This is a genomic window from Aeromonas sp. 2692-1, from assembly GCF_013085505.1.
Lineage (GTDB): Bacteria > Pseudomonadota > Gammaproteobacteria > Enterobacterales > Aeromonadaceae > Aeromonas > Aeromonas hydrophila.
In genome coordinates this window covers 364,325-381,413 of the sequence record NZ_CP038513.1, presented here as the reverse complement: position 1 = coordinate 381,413, position 17,089 = coordinate 364,325, and the positions used below count along the sequence as shown (strand labels likewise).

At 63.2% G+C, this 17,089-nt stretch carries 12 protein-coding genes, 4 tRNA genes and 1 pseudogene; 13 read left to right on the top strand and 4 right to left on the bottom strand.

Going from position 1 to position 17,089, the window contains the following annotated elements; translation table 11 throughout:
- The first annotated feature begins 96 nt into the window (after positions 1 to 96).
- The 3 genes and pseudogenes from E5E97_RS02025 (at position 97) to E5E97_RS02015 (ending at position 6,919) form a co-directional block, all read left to right on the top strand.
- A pseudogene (locus tag E5E97_RS02025) lies at positions 97 to 2,354 on the top strand (patatin-like phospholipase family protein).
- Between the two features lie 228 nt (positions 2,355 to 2,582).
- The gene (acnB, locus tag E5E97_RS02020; protein WP_171279814.1) at positions 2,583 to 5,180 is read left to right on the top strand and encodes a bifunctional aconitate hydratase 2/2-methylisocitrate dehydratase; all 2,598 of its coding nucleotides are present in this window, start codon (positions 2,583 to 2,585) and stop codon (positions 5,178 to 5,180) included.
- Between the two features lie 164 nt (positions 5,181 to 5,344).
- A complete protein-coding gene (locus E5E97_RS02015; protein WP_171279813.1) occupies positions 5,345 to 6,919 on the top strand; it encodes a cyclic diguanylate phosphodiesterase in 1,575 nt (524 codons plus the stop codon).
- 4 nt (positions 6,920 to 6,923) lie between these two features.
- On the opposite strand, the gene E5E97_RS02010 is transcribed toward E5E97_RS02015, so the two are convergent.
- Complete coding sequence (locus tag E5E97_RS02010; RefSeq protein WP_118880283.1) at positions 6,924 to 7,832, bottom strand: LysR family transcriptional regulator; 909 nt, start codon at positions 7,830 to 7,832, stop codon at positions 6,924 to 6,926.
- A gap of 76 nt (positions 7,833 to 7,908) precedes the next feature.
- On the opposite strand from E5E97_RS02010, the gene E5E97_RS02005 reads away from it, so the two are divergent.
- The 4 genes from E5E97_RS02005 to mdtD all read left to right on the top strand — a co-directional run bounded on the left by E5E97_RS02005 (position 7,909) and on the right by mdtD (position 12,693).
- Entirely contained in the window at positions 7,909 to 8,526 is a 618-nt protein-coding gene (locus E5E97_RS02005) for a LysE family translocator (RefSeq protein ID WP_118880285.1), read from the top strand.
- Between the two features lie 123 nt (positions 8,527 to 8,649).
- Positions 8,650 to 10,044: a D-arabinono-1,4-lactone oxidase gene (locus tag E5E97_RS02000; protein ID WP_118880286.1), complete on the top strand. Its 1,395-nt coding sequence runs from the start codon at positions 8,650 to 8,652 to the stop codon at positions 10,042 to 10,044.
- A 71-nt stretch (positions 10,045 to 10,115) separates the two neighbouring features.
- Positions 10,116 to 11,243, top strand: a complete 1,128-nt coding sequence (locus E5E97_RS01995) for a GTP-binding protein (RefSeq protein WP_044800912.1) — start codon at positions 10,116 to 10,118, stop codon at positions 11,241 to 11,243.
- A gap of 61 nt (positions 11,244 to 11,304) precedes the next feature.
- The gene (gene mdtD, locus E5E97_RS01990) at positions 11,305 to 12,693 is read left to right on the top strand and encodes a multidrug transporter subunit MdtD (protein ID WP_029302083.1); all 1,389 of its coding nucleotides are present in this window, start codon (positions 11,305 to 11,307) and stop codon (positions 12,691 to 12,693) included.
- Positions 12,694 to 12,702: 9 nt separating this feature from the next.
- Here mdtD and E5E97_RS01985 read toward each other — a convergent pair whose 3' ends face one another.
- From E5E97_RS01985 to folB, 3 genes are all read right to left on the bottom strand, one after another.
- Entirely contained in the window at positions 12,703 to 13,185 is a 483-nt protein-coding gene (locus tag E5E97_RS01985; RefSeq protein ID WP_118880288.1) for a YbaK/EbsC family protein, read from the bottom strand.
- Between the two features lie 121 nt (positions 13,186 to 13,306).
- Entirely contained in the window at positions 13,307 to 13,816 is a 510-nt protein-coding gene (gene folK / locus E5E97_RS01980; protein ID WP_118880290.1) for a 2-amino-4-hydroxy-6-hydroxymethyldihydropteridine diphosphokinase, read from the bottom strand.
- Positions 13,816 to 14,187 (bottom strand): dihydroneopterin aldolase, encoded by a 372-nt coding sequence (folB, locus tag E5E97_RS01975; RefSeq protein WP_011707547.1) that lies wholly within the window; start codon positions 14,185 to 14,187, stop codon positions 13,816 to 13,818. Before folB ends, folK begins: the two co-directional genes overlap by 1 nt.
- Positions 14,188 to 14,363: 176 nt before the next feature.
- On the opposite strand from folB, the gene plsY reads away from it, so the two are divergent.
- The 6 genes from plsY (at position 14,364) to E5E97_RS01945 (ending at position 17,080) form a co-directional block, all read left to right on the top strand.
- On the top strand, positions 14,364 to 15,026 hold the full coding sequence (gene plsY / locus E5E97_RS01970; RefSeq protein WP_016352149.1) for a glycerol-3-phosphate 1-O-acyltransferase PlsY: 663 nt from the start codon (positions 14,364 to 14,366) through the stop codon (positions 15,024 to 15,026).
- Positions 15,027 to 15,073: 47 nt separating this feature from the next.
- Positions 15,074 to 15,149 (top strand) — tRNA-Phe (locus E5E97_RS01965).
- A 52-nt stretch (positions 15,150 to 15,201) separates the two neighbouring features.
- A tRNA-Thr gene (locus E5E97_RS01960) sits at positions 15,202 to 15,277 on the top strand.
- Between the two features lie 3 nt (positions 15,278 to 15,280).
- Positions 15,281 to 15,356 (top strand) — tRNA-Phe (locus tag E5E97_RS01955).
- Between the two features lie 45 nt (positions 15,357 to 15,401).
- Positions 15,402 to 15,477: transfer RNA gene (locus tag E5E97_RS01950), tRNA-Asn, on the top strand.
- A 259-nt stretch (positions 15,478 to 15,736) separates the two neighbouring features.
- Entirely contained in the window at positions 15,737 to 17,080 is a 1,344-nt protein-coding gene (locus E5E97_RS01945) for a potassium channel family protein (protein ID WP_171279812.1), read from the top strand.
- Positions 17,081 to 17,089: the final 9 nt, after the last annotated feature.

Below are 17,089 nucleotides of genomic sequence, written 5' to 3'. Positions count from 1 at the left end.
GCCGATATCCCCTGCCAACTGTTGCGGTTCGCCGGCCGCCCCTTATAGTAGGCTTCACTGCCTAGCTGGCTCGCCCTGGATTCAATGGAAAATCATATGCGCATCTTTCGTCGAGGATGGAACCCCCTGTTCCTGATATTGCTGGCCTGTCTGCCGCTGATGGCAGCGGCCCAGTCCGAGCGGTCCAAAATTGCCCTGGTGCTCAGCGGCGGCGGCGCCAAGGGGGCGGCCCACATCGGCATCCTCAAGGTGCTGGAAGAGAAGCGCATTCCGGTCGACATCATAGTGGGCACCAGCATGGGTTCCTACGTGGCGGGCATGTACGCCATGGGGCTCAGCGCCGAAGAGGTGGAGCGCACCACCCTGGCCATCGACTGGAACAAGGGCTATCAGGACAAGGTGGGACGCGACGAGCTCTCCCTGCGCAAGAAGCAGCAGAGCGAGCAGTATCAGCTGCGCACCGACATCGGCGTCAATGGCGACTCGGTCCAGTTCCCCGACGGCTTCTTCCAGGGCCAGTCCATGGCCAGCCTGCTGCGCCACGCCACCTCCAACCTGCCGGTACAGAAGAGCTTCGACGATCTGCCCATTCCTTACCGCGCCATGGCCACCGACATGGAGACTGTGACCCCCTTCGTGCTGGACCACGGCAGCCTCGCCAAGGCGATGCAGGCGTCCATGTCCATTCCCGGCGCCCTCAAGCCGGTGGAGTGGGAGGGGCACATCCTGGCCGATGGCGGCACCGTCAACAACATGCCGGTGGACGTGGCCAAGGCGATGGGGGCCGACGTGGTGATCGCGGTGGACATCAGCGCCAAGCTGCGCACTCGCGAGTCCTTGAAGTCGGGGCTGGCCATGATCGATCAGCTCACCACCTACATGACCCAGGTCGGCACCGAGAAACAGAAGGCGCTGATGGGGCCCAGGGACGTATTGCTGACGCCTGAGTTCGGCAACATGGGCATCGCCGACTTCGCCCTGATGCCGGAGGGGATCAAGCTCGGGGAGCAGGTGGCCAACCGCGCCTCGGCCCAGCTCGATGCGCTCTCTCTCTCGCCCGCCGCTTATACCGCCTATCGCAACCAGAAGCTGAGCCGGCGTGCCGAGCGCAGCGGCCAGCCCGCCTACTACATCGACAAGGTGGAGATCATCAACAAGTCCCGTCTCTCCGACGAGACGGTGCACGCCATGCTGAAGGTGCGGCCCGACAAGATTCAGACCAACGAGAGCCTGGAGGCGGGCATTCGCCGGCTCTATGCGCTGGAGTCGTTCGATCGCATCACCTACGAGGTGGAGGAGCGGGGCGGCGAGAACGTGCTGGTGGTCAACGCCAGCGAGAAGAACTGGGGACCGGGCTACCTCAACTTCCAGTTCGGCTTCTCCGATGACTTCGAGAGCAGCTCCAACTACAACGTGGGCATGTCCTACACCCTCACCAACGTCAACGACTGGGGCGCCGAGTGGCTGACCGAGGCATCGCTCGGCACCGCCAAGCACTTCAAGACCGACTTCTACACCCCGCTGGAGCCCTCCCAGACCTTTTTCGGCGAGGCGAGCCTGGCCTACGACAAGACCCAGCGTCGCATCTTCATTCCCGAGGAGACGCGGGCGGCGGACGGGGTGAGCTATGTCGACTCCGAGTACAACTTCACCAACGTCGATCTGGCGGTGGGCTGGAATCGCCAGCCCTGGAGCCGCCTCTCGCTCGGGTTGGAGGGGAAGGTAGGCGACATCGACGTGCGCAACGTGGCGGATGCCAAGGTGGATGCCTCCTCCTGGGGCCCCTATGTTCGCTTCGAGCACGACACCCTCGACAGCCGCTACTTCCCCTATCAGGGCGCCTATTGGGACATCAAGGGGGGTACTCCTCCGTTCGATTGGATGACAATGACACCCTCAACGAGCGCTATGAGGGGGTCAACTACCACCTGGCGATGGTCAAGCCCTGGTCCTGGGACAGACACAGCCTGAACCTGTTGCTGGAGGGCGGGGGCTCCACCTCCCAGGAAGAGCTGCCGCTGTTCGTGCAGGATCTGGGCGGATTGTTCCGCATGTCGGGCTTCCAGCGCTATCAGCTGAGCGGCCGCTACAGCCTGTTTGGCGGGCTGCGCTACATCTACCGGGTGGCGGACAACGACTTCGGCGCACTGCGGGCGCCGCTCTATCTGGGCGGCTCCCTCGAGCAGGGCGGGGTGTGGGACAAGGGCGAAGACATCAGCATGGAGAGCTCCTTCACCGCCGGCTCCGTCTACGTGGGGGTGGAGAGCTTCCTCGGCCCCATCTTCCTCGGTTACGGCATGGCGGAGGGGGGCAACGACATGTTCTATCTGCAATTGGGCAGCACATTCGAATAACGGCCAAATGATGCCTTTTTGTTAATTTATTTCTGGTGTGCCATTTATCTGTTTGTAAAACACCAGCAACTTTATATGGTTATGTTGTTTTGATGAATATCTGTACAGGCTTTGGATTTTAATTAGTCGTTAAAACTTATATAGTGGGGGGCACCCTACGGGTGTCCCGCAAGGACGATCGCCGCGAGCGTGGGCGAACCCCAAAAAAAGACCAAAGAGGAATTAGTCGTGCTTGAAACATACCGTAAACACGTCGCAGAACGTGCCGCCGAAGGCGTGGTTGCCAAACCTCTGGACGCAGAGCAGGTCGCCGCCCTGGTTGAGCTGCTGAAAAACCCGCCCGCTGGCGAACAAGACTTTCTGAAAGAGCTGTTGTCCTCCCGCATTCCTCCTGGTGTTGATGAAGCGGCCTATGTCAAAGCCGGCTTCCTCACCGCCGTCGCCAAGGGCGAAGCCCACTCTCCCATCCTGAGCGCTGCCGAAGCCGTCGAGCTGCTGGGCACCATGCAGGGTGGTTACAACATTCAGCCGCTGATCGACCTGCTGGACCATGGGACCCTGGCTCCTCTTGCCGCCAAGGGCCTCTCCCACACCCTGCTGATGTTCGACTCCTTCCACGACGTGGAAGAGAAGGCCAAGGCGGGCAATGCCCACGCCAAGCAGGTGATGCAATCCTGGGCCGACGCCGAGTGGTTCCTCTCCCGCCCTGAACTGGCCGAGAAGATCACCGTCACCGTGTTCAAGGTGACCGGCGAAACCAACACCGACGACCTGTCGCCGGCGCCGGACGCCTGGTCCCGCCCGGATATTCCGCTGCACGCGCTGGCCATGCTGAAGAACGCCCGTCCCGGCATCACCCCGGACAAGGATGGCGTCATCGGCCCCATCAAGACCATCGATGCGCTGAAAGAGAAAGGTTTCCCGCTGGCTTACGTGGGTGACGTGGTCGGTACCGGCTCTTCCCGCAAATCCGCCACCAACTCGGTGCTCTGGTTCATGGGCGACGACATTCCGCACGTGCCGAACAAGCGCGCCGGTGGTGTCTGTCTCGGCGGCAAGATTGCCCCAATCTTCTTCAACACCATGGAAGATGCCGGCGCTCTGCCCATCGAAGTGGACGTCTCCAAGCTGGAGATGGGCGATGTGATCGACATCTACCCGTTTGCCGGCAAGATCTGCAAGCACGGCACCGACCAGGTGCTGGCGCAGTTTGAACTGAAAACCGATGTGCTGATCGACGAAGTGCGCGCCGGTGGCCGCATCCCGCTGATCATCGGCCGTGGTCTGACCGACAAGGCCCGCGAAGCGCTGGGTCTGCCGTTCTCCACCGTGTTCCGCCGTCCGCAGCCGGTGGCCGATACCGGCAAAGGCTTCACCCTGGCCCAGAAGATGGTGGGCAAGGCGTGCGGCGTGCAGGGCATTCGCCCGGGCACCTACTGCGAGCCCAAGATGACCACGGTCGGCTCCCAGGACACCACGGGCCCGATGACCCGCGACGAGCTCAAAGACCTGGCCTGCCTCGGCTTCTCCGCCGATCTGACCATGCAGTCCTTCTGCCACACCGCGGCCTATCCCAAGCCCATCGACGTGCAGACCCACCACACCCTGCCGGACTTCATCATGAACCGCGGCGGTGTCTCCCTGCGTCCGGGCGACGGCGTCATTCACTCCTGGCTGAACCGCATGCTGCTGCCGGATACCGTGGGTACCGGCGGTGACTCCCACACCCGTTTCCCCATCGGTATCTCCTTCCCGGCAGGCTCCGGTCTGGTGGCCTTCGCCGCCGCCACCGGCGTGATGCCGCTGGACATGCCGGAATCCGTGCTGGTGCGCTTCAAGGGCGAGCTGCAGCCGGGCATCACCCTGCGTGACCTGGTCCATGCCATCCCCTACGCCGCCATCCAGAAAGGGCTGCTGACCGTCGAGAAAGCGGGCAAGAAGAACATCTTCTCCGGCCGCATCCTCGAGATCGAAGGTCTGCCGACCCTGAAGGTGGAGCAGGCGTTCGAGCTGGCGGATGCCAGCGCCGAGCGTTCCGCCGCCGGTTGTACCATCAAGCTGGATAAAGAGCCGATCATCGAGTATCTGAAGTCCAACATCGTGATGCTGAAATGGATGCTGTCCGAAGGCTACGGCGACGTACGCACCATCACTCGCCGCATCAAGGGGATGGAAGAGTGGCTGGCCAACCCGGTGCTGATGGAAGCGGACAAGGATGCCGAGTACGCCGAAATCATCGAGATCGATCTGGCCACCATCAAGGAGCCCATCCTGTGCGCGCCGAACGATCCGGACGATGCCCGCCTGCTCAGCACAGTAGCTGGTGACAAGATCGACGAGGTATTCATCGGTTCCTGCATGACCAACATCGGCCACTTCCGCGCCGCCGGCAAATTGCTCGAGAAGTATCAGGGCGAGCTGCCGACCCGCATGTGGATCGCCCCGCCCACCAAGATGGACAAGGATCAGCTGACCGAAGAGGGCTACTACGGCATCTTTGGTCGGGTTGGTGCCCGCATCGAGATCCCCGGCTGTTCCCTGTGCATGGGCAACCAGGCACGGGTAGCGGAAGGGGCCTCCGTGGTCTCCACCTCCACCCGCAACTTCCCGAACCGTCTGGGCAAGGGGGCCAACGTCTATCTGGCCTCTGCCGAGCTGGCTGCGGTTGCCGCCATCATCGGCAAGATCCCGACCGTGGCCGAGTACCTGCAGTACGCCAAGACCCTGGACGCCACTGCGGCCGACACCTATCGCTACCTCAACTTCAACGAGATCGCCTCCTACACCAAGAAGGCCGATGCGGTGATCCTGCAGCAAGCGGTATAAGGGGCGGCGCCGCCATGGCGCTCCCGTGCTGATGCAAAGCCCCGGCCCGTGCCGGGGCTTTTGTTTGCATTCTCATCAGCCGTTGCTCGTTTTTTGCTCTCATTAGGGCCCAATTCAGCATCGGCTGTTAAGGTGGGCGACCATGTTTGCTGTCTGGTCCCGCTATGCCGATATCACTGCCCAACCTGGATTTCTCCCGTCCCTGGCTGCGTCTGGGGTGTACCCTGCTGCTGTTCACGCTGCCCCTCGCACTCGGGTTGTGGATGCTCTACAACGGTCACCTGCAGATGCTTGATCGTCAGTCAGAGCGCTCGGCCCGGCAGGCGGTCACCCTGATGGAGACCATGCTGGCCCACGCCGAGAGCGCTAACCGTACCTTGCTGCCCTTCGTCGAGCAGCCGTGCGAACAGGCCCTGTTCACCCTGCGTCAGCAGGTGGCGCTGGTGCCCTTCGTGCGTACCGTCAACCTGGTGGGGGAGCAGGGGATCTACTGCAACTCGCTGTTTGGTGCCATCCAGTGGCCGGATCGGGCCGAGAGTTACAGTGACGGGCGGCTGCGGCTGCTGGCGGGCAATCAGGTGCGGGCCGATCACCCCCTGCTGGCGCTGCGTGACAGCGAGGGCAGGGGGGCCGCCTTCAGCACCATAGACGGCGATTACCTGCGCTTCATGCTGGTGCTGAGCGGGCGGCCCTGCACCCTGCTGCTACACGTGGGCAAGCAGTGGCTGGATGAGCGGGGCGTGCTGAGCGAAGGGGGTCAGCCGTTGCCAACCCTGGCCAGTCATGAAGTCCGTTCCGACCGTTACCCGCTCTCGATCTATGCCGGACACGAGATCCCCTCGCTCTGGTCCTCCCTGTGGCAGGCCCGGCAGTGGGCCATTATGGTGCTGTTTGGGCTCTGCTTCGGCTTTGCCCTGCTCATCTGGTGGTTGCTGGGACGGCCCCGCTCTCCCGTGGTGGAACTGGCTCGCGCCCTGCGCAATCGGGAGTTTGTGCCCTATTTGCAACCGCTGGTGGCAGCGGGGAACGAACGGGTGATGGGGGCCGAGGTGTTGATGCGCTGGCAGCACCCGACGGCCGGGCTGATCCGCCCCGATCTCTTCATTCCCCAGGCGGAGGCGAGCGGTCTGATCGTGCCGATGACCAGCCTGCTGATGGAGGAGGTGGCTCGCGAGCTGAGCATGGAGCGCGACCTGGTACCCGACGGGTTTCACATCAGCTTCAACATCAGTGCCGCCCACTGCCGCGACATGGCACTGCTTGCCGAGTGCCGGCGCTTCCTCGATCACTTCGCACCGGGCCAGGTGGTACTGGTGCTGGAGCTGACCGAGCGGGAGCTGCTGGTGGCGGATCCCCAGACCCTGGCGCTGTTTCGCCAGCTCGACGAGATGGGGGTCAGGCTGGCCATGGACGATTTTGGCACCGGCCACTCCAGCCTGCACTACCTGCAGCAGTTCCATGTGGACTATCTCAAGATAGATCAGTCGTTTATCGGCAGGATCGGCACCGAATCCCTGTCTGAGCACATAGTCGACAACGTGATCGATCTGGGGACCCGGCTCGGCCTCGCACTGGTTGCCGAAGGGGTGGAGACGCGCCAGCAGGCCGACTACCTGAGAAGCAAGGGCGTCGACTACCTGCAGGGCTATCTGTTTGGCCGCCCGCTGCCGCTGCGCGACTTTCAGGCTGCGCTGGGCCAGCCTCAGGCCGATCCCGCGACGCTGGCGGCCTCGGCCTGAGCCATCAGGTGAGGGATTGCAGCCACTCCGCCAGTCTGGCGTGGGCACTGCCGGGAGCGGGCGGGGCGGGGGCGAGCAGGTGGTAGCCGGTGCCGTCGGGGCAAAAGCCGAGCGGCGCCACCAGCAGGCCGGCCTCGATGTCGTCGCACACCTGCCGGTAGGGGCCGATGGCGACCCCCAACCCGGCGACTGCCGCCTGCAGGCTGAAGTAGAAGTGCTCGAAGGTCTGCCCCGGCGCCTCCTCGCCGGCGGACTGGCCGGCGTGCTGCAACCACTCCTGCCAGGCTCCCGGCCGGGTCTTGGTGTGCAGGCGGGGGGCGCCAGGGCGCAGGGCCGGGCCGTTGGCCCCCGTTTCGAAGAACTGCGCCACCTTGCCCGGCTGGCAGACCGGCCCGGTCAGCTCCTCGAACAGCGGCTGGCTGTAGAGCTCGGCCGGCCACTGGAAGTCGTTGCGCCGGATGGCGAGATCGATGCCGCTGCCGAAGCTGAGGGCGCCGCCACCGGCCATCAGGTGCACGTCCAGCTCGGGATGCAGGGCCTGGAAGGCGGGCCAGCGCGGGATCAGCCAGCGCATCAGCAGGGTTGGCTCGCAGGAGATTACCAGCGACGACGGCCGCCCCTGCCGGCGCAGCGCCTGCGCCGTCTGGCGGATGCCGCCCAGCCCCTCCCTGACCGCCTGATAGAGCCGCTCCCCCGCCTCGGTCAGAAAGACCCGGCGCTGGCGCCGCTCGAACAGCATGACCCCGAGATCCTCTTCCAGCAGGCGCACCGCCCGGCTGACTGCGCCGTGAGTGAGGTGCAGCTCGTCGGCGGCGCGGCTGAAGTGCTCGGTACGGGCCGCCACCTCGAAACAGCGCAGCGCGGTCAGGGCCGGCAGCGACAGGCTTTTCTGTGAATCATACTCACCGTTCATGTCAGAAGTTATCGTTCGTTATTGGTACTATTGCCAAATAAAATAGCCGATATTCCATGTGATCAGGACTATTTTCATGACCGAACTGTTAGCCGTAGTAGCCATTACCTTCTTTGCCGTCATCAGCCCGGGACCCGACTTCGCCATGGTGTCGCGCAACAGCCTGCTGCTCTCGCGCCGCAGCGGAGTGCTGACGGCGGTTGGCATCGGCGCCGGGGTCTGCGTGCACGTCACCTACACCCTGCTCGGGGTGGGATTGCTGATCCAGCAGTCGCTCTGGCTGTTCAATCTCATCAAGCTGGCGGGGGCTGCCTACCTCATCTTCCTCGGCATCAAGATGCTGCGGGCCAAGCCGGTGAGCGCCGAGGTGCTGGCCGACCAGCCCGCCCTCTCCAGCCTGGGGGCGCTGCGCACCGGTTTTCTGACCAATGTGCTCAACCCCAAGACCACCATCTTCATCGTCAGTCTGTTCATGCAGGTGGTGCAGCCGCAGACGCCGCTGGCGGTCCAGCTCGGTTACGGCGTCTTCATCGTGCTGGCCCATGCCGTCTGGTTCAGCGCGGTGGCGATCTTCTTCTCCACCGACTCGGTACGGGGTCGGCTGCTGGCGGTGCGCCACTGGATCGATCGGGTGTTTGGGGGGCTGCTGGTGGGATTCGGCATGCTGCTGGCACTGACCCAGCAGACGCGCTGAGGCGAGGGGAGAGGTGCTCTCCCCTATCCACCCCCGACTGTAGGGGCTTGTTTTTCATGCCTTGTGGTCCGCTTTTCGGTAGAATTGGCGCTCATTTTGACGTCAATAAAGATGAGGGGCGGTATGACGGTCAGGTTCCAGGCATTTCACAGCATCAAGGCGATAGGTCAGCGGGAGGTGCTGTTCAACTGGTCCAGAACCAATCCGCTCGGCGCACTGGAGCAGGTGTGGCGTCCGAAGAATCGCGATGAACTGCAGCAACTGCTGCGGGAAAACCCCGAGCGCAAGCTGCGCCTCATCGGCTCCGGCCTCTCCTTCGAACCCATCCACAGCGTCTATGCCGAGGGCAGCCAGGCGCTGCTGGTGGACTTGCACCACCTGCGTGGCCAGTTGGCGCAGACCGCCGACACCGTCACCTATCAGGCGGGCACTCCGCTCGACACCGTCTACGCCGATCTCATCGCCATGGAGCGGATGCTGCCGGCTTCCCCCGGCGTCATCGGCATCCAGACCCTGGGCGGTGCGCTCAGCACCGGCACTCACGGCCAGGGGCTGCACCAGTCCGCCCTGTGCGATGCGGTGGCGGCCATGACCGTCATGCTGGCCAGTGGCGACATCATCCGGGTGGATCGCACCGACTCGCGCTTCGGCGCCTTCGTGATGGGCATGGGCATGCTCGGCATCCTGCTCGACGTCACCCTGCAGACCGTGCCCAACCGCATCATGCGCTGCACCAAGTTCACTACCGACTATCCCTTCCTGCTGGCGCACAACGAGCGGCTCAACCGCGAGCACGCCTTCGTGAAGAGCTGGTGGTTCGCCTGGACCGGCGAGAGCCACATCTGGCTGGTCGACCCCGCCTCCGAGGAAGAGGTGGCCCGTTACCGCGCTGGTGGCAGCGAGCCGCTGCTGCTGGAGGGCGACCTCGACGCCCGCATGAATGCCACCATAGATGCGACTCTGCAGAAGATGGCGAAAGACACCAAGGATGAGGCGCTGGCCGGCGAGCACTTCGAGACGGTGCGCCGCTTCAAGGATGCCTCCGATCTGGTGGGCAACGTCTACCAGATCCTCTGCAAGGGGATCCCGGCGCCCCAGATCAATTGCGAAGTGGCGGTGCCGCTGCATCGGATGAACGAGGCGCTGGAGACCCTGCAGGCGTGGCAGCAGGCCAATCCGGGCGTGCTGCACTACCCCTTTATCCTGCGCTGCACCGGCCCCTCCAAGGCCTGGCTCAGCGCCGCCTATGATCAGTCGGTGTGCTGGATCGGATTTTTGGTCTATCTGGCGGCGGACGGCACCTTCGTCAACGGCTCCATGGAGCAGATGCGCGAGCTGCAGCAACTGCTGGTGCCGCTCGGCGGCATCCCGCACTTCGGCAAGCACCTGGCGATGGATCTCTACGACTTCCCGGCGCTGCTGCCGCGCTGGCACGACTTCCTGGCCCTCAAGGGCGAGCTCGACCCCCACGGCCGTTTCGAAAACCGCTGGCTCGCCGACCTGTTTGCCAACCGGTAAGGATCCGACATGACCGACATGCAAGACACTCGCTTACTCATCACCCTGCCGACCAGAGGGGAGTCATCCCTATGACGGACATGCAAGATACGCGTATCCCCGTGACCCTGCTGACCGGCTTTCTCGGCAGCGGCAAGACCACCTTGCTCAACCACTGGGTCAAGCAGCCCGAGCTTGGCGAGTGCGCGGTGCTGATCAACGAGTTCGGCTCGGTGGGGCTGGATCACCACCTGGTACAGCAGGTGGACGAGCAGGTGGTGCTGCTCGATTCCGGCTGTATCTGCTGCTCGGTGCAGGGCTCACTGGTGGAGGCGCTGCAGGGGCTGTTTATGAAGGCCATTCAGCGCAAGATCAAACCGTTCAAGCGACTCATCATCGAGACCACTGGCCTCGCCGATCCGGCCCCCGTGCTGTTCACGTTGAGGGAGGAGGGCTTTATCGCCCAGCGTTACCGTTTCGACGGTACCGTCACCGTGGTGGATGCCGGCCATATCGAGCAGCAGCTGGCTGCTCAGTATGAAGCGGTGAAACAGGTGGCGCTGGCGGATCTGCTGGTGGTGAGCAAGGGCGACCTGGTGGATGGCGAGCAGCTGGAGCGGGTCGAAGCCCAGCTGGCGGCCCTCAATCCGGCGGCCCCCATCGAGCGGGTCAGCAACGGGGTGCTGTCGCCTGCGGTGCTGGAGAAGCTCGGAGCTTACAACGAGGCGGCCGGGCGCGACGTGCGCCAGCTACTGGCCTGGCTGCGCACCGAATCCCCGAAACAGGGGCTGGCCTCGCCGATGCAGCCGAAGATGAAGCCGTTCGCCGCCAAGGTGGGCACGGCCGCGCCGACCCACTTCGAGCACGGCAATATCGAGAGTTTCTCTCTGCGCATCGGCGAGCCGCTCAAGCCGTCCCGCCTGCTGGCCGCCATCGACGCGGTGCAGGCGCAATACGGCGATGCGCTGCTGCGGCTCAAGGGCATATTGCAGCTGGAGGGAGAGAGCCAGCCGGTGGTGATCCACGGCGTCCATGGCCAGCTCTATCCGCTGCAGGCGCTGGGGGAGTGGCCGGAAGGCAAGGCCCAGTCCCGGCTGGTGTTCATCGTGAAGAGTCAGGACAAGGCGGGCATAGAGCGGTTGTTCCTGGATACGCTCAAGGCGCCCGAGCCCAGCCTGGAAGAGCAGCTCAGAGCCATGCTCGGCCAGCCTGATGCCTGATGTAATGAGATGACCCGCGCTTGTGCGGGTCTTTTTTTGTCTGAAGAGGAGGTGGCTGCAGATGCCCGATAGCACACACATGGTGACCCCTGCCCAGCGCAAATGGCTGCCGCCGCTCACGGCGGTCGGTTTCTTCATGCAGACGCTGGATGGCACCATCCTCAATACCGCCCTGCCGAGCATGGCCGAGACCCTGGGCGAGAGCCCGCTGCAGATGCAGTCGGTGATCATCGCCTACATGCTGACGGTGGCGCTGCTCATTCCCGCCTCCGGCTGGCTGGCGGACCGATTTGGCACCCGCCGCATCTATCTGGCCGCCATCCTGCTGTTTACCTTGGGGTCTTTGGCCTGCGCGGCTGCCAACTCCCTGCCGCTGCTGGTGGCGGCGCGGGTGCTGCAGGGGATCGGTGGTGCCCTGCTGATGCCGGTGGGCAGGCTGGCGGTACTGCGGGTTTACAGCAAGCACGAGCTGCTGCGGGTGATGTCGTTCGTCACCATCCCCGGCCTGGTGGGGCCGCTCATCGGCCCGGCACTGGGGGGCTGGCTGGTGGAAGTGGCGAGCTGGCACTGGGTGTTTCTCATCAACCTGCCGGTGGGGTTGCTCGGCTTTATCGCCAGCTGGTACTTCATGCCGGATCTGCGCCAGAGCACGGCCAAGTTCGACTGGCAGGGGTTCGTGATGTTCAGCGCCGGCATGGTGCTGGTGTCGGTGGGCCTGCAGGGGCTGGGGGAGCACAGCATCTCAACCGGCTGGGCACTGTTTGCCCTGCTGTTCGGGCTGGCCGCGATGGCGAGCTACTGGCTCTATGCCGCCAATGCCGAGGAGCCGCTGTTCGGGTTGGGGCTGTTCAAGACCAGCACCTTCGCCATCGGCATCTGGGGCAATCTATTTGCCCGGCTCGGCAGCGGCGCCATGCCGTTTCTCACCCCGCTGTTTCTGCAATTGGGGCTCGGCTTCTCGCCGAGCAAGGCGGGGATGACCATGATCCCCACCGTACTGGGGGCCATGTTGACCAAGACGCTGGTGAACAAGCTCATTCCGCGCATCGGCTATCGCCGCATCCTGATCGGCAACACCCTGGCGCTGGGGGTGATGATCGCCAGCTTCTCCCTCATCGACAACCAGCTCCCCTACGGGGTGCTGCTGGGCTGGCTGATGGTGTTCGGCGCCATCAACTCGCTGCAGTTCTCCGCCATGAACACCCTGACCCTGCAGGATCTCAGCCCGGAGTTTGCCAGCAGCGGCAACGGCCTGCTGTCGGTGGTGATGCAGCTCTCCATGAGCCTGGGGGTGGCCATCGCCGCCAGCCTGCTGGGGCTCTTCTCTGCCGGCTCGTCGGCGGCGGATGGCCAGTGGCTGGGAGGCTTTCACCTCACCTACCTCTGCATCGGCCTGATGTCGATGCTGGCGGCGCTGATCTTCGCCCAGTTGGCGCGAGACAAGCGCTGAGCCGCGGGCTCAGGGGGCCGGCAGGTAGCTCACCTCACAGGGCAGCTGGGTCAGCAGCCCGGCCAGGTGGGTGGTTTCCAGCAGGAAGGTCTGCTCGGGGTGGCCCGGGGTCCAGGTAAAGGCCTGATGGGTCATGAGCACGGGATCCACCAGCAGCGGGATGTCGGCACGAGGCAGGAAGGGGCAGACCGCGCCCGGCAGGCAACCGATCTGGGCCTGCATCTCGTCGGCGGTGCAGATGGAGGGCTTGGCGCCGAGCACCGCCTTGACCGCCTTGTTGTCGAGCCGGCCGTCCCTGTGGGTCAGCAGCAGGGCGAAGCGGCCATCCTTGAACTTGAGAAACAGGGTCTTGCTGAACTCGGCCTGCCAGCCGAGGCGGGCTCTCACCTTTTCATCGGTGGCGTAGTCGAGAATGGGCTCGTGCTCGAAGCGCTGGTGGGGCAGCCCGGCCAGCAGCCGGCAGTTGAAGTCGTGAATGGTATCGAGTGGCATGGGGTTCTCCTGTGATGGCGGCCATCCTGCCACTTGCACCGGCGCAGGCCCAATCACGGTTTCTTATCCGTTATCAGCTCTGTCCATCAACGACAAGGGCACCGCGAGGTGCCCTTGTCGTTCAGTGGTGCTGCAATTCGCCCGCTGCCCAGTGAAAGGGGATGGGGCAGAGCCGTTGGGAGGCCTTGTCGTAACGCTCCCACAGCTCACCGAGAGTGCGGCCATCCAGCGGATGGTGCAGGGTGGGGGCCAGTTCGGCCAGCGGCCAGAGTACGAAGGCGTTGCTGAGGATCTCGCCGCGCGGCAGCACCAGCGGCGTCTCGCAGACCAGCTCGCCATAGAGCAGCAGATCGAGATCCAGGGTGCGCGGGGCGAACTTCTTGGCGTCCGGCTCGCGGCCGTGGGCGAACTCCATGGCGCGCAGTCGCTGGCACAGGGTCGCCAGCGGCAGCTCGGTATCGGCGCCCACCACCAGGTTGTAGAAGGGGCGGCCGTTGAAGCCCACCGCCTCGCTCTCGAATACCCGGGAGACCTGCAGCTCGCCAAACTCGGCCTGCAGCGCATCGAGGCCGGCGCGGATATGGCGTTCCCGCTCGATGTTGGAGCCCAGGCTGATATAGATGCGGGTCATCAGTTGGCGCTCGCGGCCGGGGTGCGGTGACGCAGGATCTCGACACCGACGCCGGCGGCATTGGGGACGGCGCCCGGTTTGGTCAGGGTGACCTTGACCCACTGCACTCGTTCGTCGGCCAGCACCAGCATGGCGACCTGTTCGGCCATGGTTTCGACCAGCTCCACCACCTTGCTGGAGGCGTGATCACAGATCTTGCGAGAGAGGGTGGCGTAATCCAGTGCCAGCTTGATATCGTCGGTTGCGGCGGCGGGGCGGTTGTCGAACCCCATCTCGAGGTCGAAACAGAGCTTCTGGCGAATGCCTTTCTCCCACTCGTATACACCGATAGTGGTCAAAACCTCGAGTCCGCGAATAAACACCTTGTCCATGACAGTACTTCTTCTTTACTCTTGATGGGCTGTGATGACAGCGCAGGGATGCAGGCCTGGCCAGCGGATGAGTGCCGGCGGCCGGTTTGGGCGACACACGTTGGGCAACCCCACGTCGGCGCCAGAGAATGTGGCCCGCATCATACCCCATTCATATCGTGGTAAAAACGACCAAGATGACGGCCCTGACGATTTTGATGATTATTCTGGCCTACCTGGGCGGCTCGCTGTCCAGTGCGGTGCTGGTTTCCCGCATCACGGGTCTGCCGGATCCCCGTGATCACGGCTCCCACAACCCGGGGGCCACCAATGTGCTGCGCCTCGGTGGTCGGCTGGCGGCCGTGGTGGTGCTGCTGCTCGATGTGCTCAAGGGCACCGCTCCCGTCTACCTTGCCTGGTATCTGCAGATCAAACCCGTCTACCTCGGCTTTATCGGGGTGGCTGCCTGTCTCGGTCACATGTACCCCATCTTCTTCCACTTTCGTGGCGGCAAGGGAGTGGCCACGGCGCTTGGCACCATGATGCCCATCGGCTTCACCATGGGGGGGGCGGTGATCGGCACCTGGTTGCTGGTGCTGCTGGTGAGCGGCTATTCGTCGCTGGCCTCCATCATTACCGTGTTGCTGACCCCGCTCTTTACCTACCTGCTCAAACCGGAATACACGTTGCCGGTGTCGCTGCTCTCCTGTCTCATTCTGATCCGCCATCACGAGAACATTGCCCGCCTGCTGAAGGGGGAGGAACCCAGAGTCTGGGGCCGCCAGAACCGTGCCGAGCAGGAAGAAGTGCTGGAAATGGATGATCCTGAGCAAAAAAGAGACGAACGAGACAAAAAGTGAAATTTCCCGTTGACCACCTGCCTTAAAATCCGTTTAATAGCGCCCACGCCCAGATAGCTCAGTCGGTAGAGCAGGGGATTGAAAATCCCCGTGTCGGCGGTTCGATTCCGTCTCTGGGCACCAAATTTTGGTGCCATGAAATAAAAACTTGTCCATGCACAATGGTTTAAAGTGTGCCGGCTTAGCTCAGTAGGTAGAGCAACTGACTTGTAATCAGTAGGTCACCAGTTCGATTCCGGTAGCCGGCACCATTTGCCCAGATAGCTCAGTCGGTAGAGCAGGGGATTGAAAATCCCCGTGTCGGCGGTTCGATTCCGTCTCTGGGCACCACCATAAAGGCGATGAGATAGCGATATCTGGTCTCCAAAGTACAATTCCTCCTTAGTTCAGTCGGTAGAACGGCGGACTGTTAATCCGTATGTCACTGGTTCAAGTCCAGTAGGAGGAGCCAATTCAAAAGCCCAGCAGCAATGCTGGGCTTTTTCTTTGCCCGTTTGCCGCTGTCTGGCACTCACTGCGGACAATAAATGGGCCAACCGGCTCCAAGTTGTCGCATTGCTCACCCTGTCCCCTCCCCATCAGTGACTTCGTCGGCTCGGCTAGTATGATGGCTTGCTGAGTCCGTCTCCTGCCCGGTTCGGGTCATGCAGGCTTATCGGGTATCAGGCCCGGTGCAGGCAAACGGAACCGTTTTTTGAGCGAGGTCATCCATGAATGCAACAGAGCTTTGGCAGCTTTCCCCAGAACAGTTCAACGAGTGGCGCCGGGCCAACGACTATCCCCTTATTTGGGATCTGCTGGTGGCGTCGCTGCCCCATTTCGACGACTGGATGACGGAGCAGAAGATCGACAAGCAGGTGATCTTCCAGATCGGCATCGCCCGCTTCATCAGCTCCCGCTGCGTGCTGAGCCTGTGCCTCTACATGAGCGACGACAAGATCAGGCTCTATGAGACCGCCTCGAGCGCGCTGGAGTCCCTGCGCAAGAGCGGCCTCATCCGCGCCGAGACGCGCTTTGAACCCTACTGCATGTGGCTGGCCGGCAAGTACGGCAAGGACGAGGTGAAGCGGGTGCAGAGCCTGCTCTCGGTCTCCGAGAACAACAAGGGGGAGGCCCAGGTACTGGGCAAGCACCGCCTGCTCAACATCGGCGGCGTCGAGCTGAAAAGCCCCATCATCTCCGGCCGGCTGCTCGACTTCACCTGCCTGGATGAACTCTCGCTGGATGGTGCCGTCAACAACTCCAAGGTCTATCTGTGGCACTGCTCGGCCAAGGGGGTGAGGGTCAACGGCGGGGTGATCGGGCTCGATCTGTTCGACTCCCTGCTGTGGGACCACAGGGCCTGGGCCAAGAAGCGGGAGCTGGCGCTGGAGGACGGGGTGTTTCAGGACTTCACCATCGAGTGCGAGGAGATCCGTTTTCACTCCTCCCGGGCGGTGCTGAAAAACTTCAACGTGCGGGCCAAGAACGTCGACGCCACCATGGAGCACACCAACCTGGACAAGGTGCAGGTGGCCTACAACGAGAATGGCCGGGTCGATCACAGCGAAGCCAGCAAGCTCTACCGCAACGCCAAGCGGCTCTTCTCCAGCGTGGGCGATACCGTCGATGCCGGCGAGTGTTACTACAAGGAGAAGCTGCACGAGATGAAGTCGCTGGCGAGCCCCAGGGAGCTGTTCAAGGAGTGCTGGCTGCGCAGCGGCTTGCTCAAGAAAGGTTGGCTCACCCTGCTGTGCTACCTGAAGTGCGCCGCCAAGTTCATCAGCTTCATCACCTGGGGCTTTGGCGAGCGGCCGATCCGCAGCCTGCTGCTGTCGATGGGGGTGATCCTGCTGGCGACCCTGACCTATTTTATGGCGCCGGCCTCGGTCACCTACCACCACCTGGGGCGCTCACTCGACTTCAGCATCGTCACCTTCGTGACCTTGGGCTATGGCGACATCTCCCAGACTTCCTCCCCGCTTCAGCTGCTGTCGGCCATCGAGGCCTTCTGCGGCATGTTTCTGACCGGACTGTTCCTGGCGGGGTTTGCCTCCAAGACCAAGCAGTATTGATGGGACGTC

Excerpts from the sequence above, each read along its gene's own strand:
- E5E97_RS02015 (WP_171279813.1), top strand. The coding sequence starts at position 5,345 with ATGCCGATATCACTGCCCAACCTGGATTTCTCCCGTCCCTGGCTGCGT.
- E5E97_RS02010 (WP_118880283.1), bottom strand. The coding sequence starts at position 7,832 with ATGAACGGTGAGTATGATTCACAGAAAAGCCTGTCGCTGCCGGCCCTG.
- E5E97_RS02005 (WP_118880285.1), top strand. The coding sequence starts at position 7,909 with ATGACCGAACTGTTAGCCGTAGTAGCCATTACCTTCTTTGCCGTCATC.
- E5E97_RS02000 (WP_118880286.1), top strand. The coding sequence starts at position 8,650 with ATGACGGTCAGGTTCCAGGCATTTCACAGCATCAAGGCGATAGGTCAG.
- E5E97_RS01995 (WP_044800912.1), top strand. The coding sequence starts at position 10,116 with ATGACGGACATGCAAGATACGCGTATCCCCGTGACCCTGCTGACCGGC.
- mdtD (WP_029302083.1), top strand. The coding sequence starts at position 11,305 with ATGCCCGATAGCACACACATGGTGACCCCTGCCCAGCGCAAATGGCTG.
- E5E97_RS01985 (WP_118880288.1), bottom strand. The coding sequence starts at position 13,185 with ATGCCACTCGATACCATTCACGACTTCAACTGCCGGCTGCTGGCCGGG.
- folK (WP_118880290.1), bottom strand. The coding sequence starts at position 13,816 with ATGACCCGCATCTATATCAGCCTGGGCTCCAACATCGAGCGGGAACGC.
- folB (WP_011707547.1), bottom strand. The coding sequence starts at position 14,187 with ATGGACAAGGTGTTTATTCGCGGACTCGAGGTTTTGACCACTATCGGT.
- plsY (WP_016352149.1), top strand. The coding sequence starts at position 14,364 with ATGACGGCCCTGACGATTTTGATGATTATTCTGGCCTACCTGGGCGGC.
- E5E97_RS01945 (WP_171279812.1), top strand. The coding sequence starts at position 15,737 with ATGAATGCAACAGAGCTTTGGCAGCTTTCCCCAGAACAGTTCAACGAG.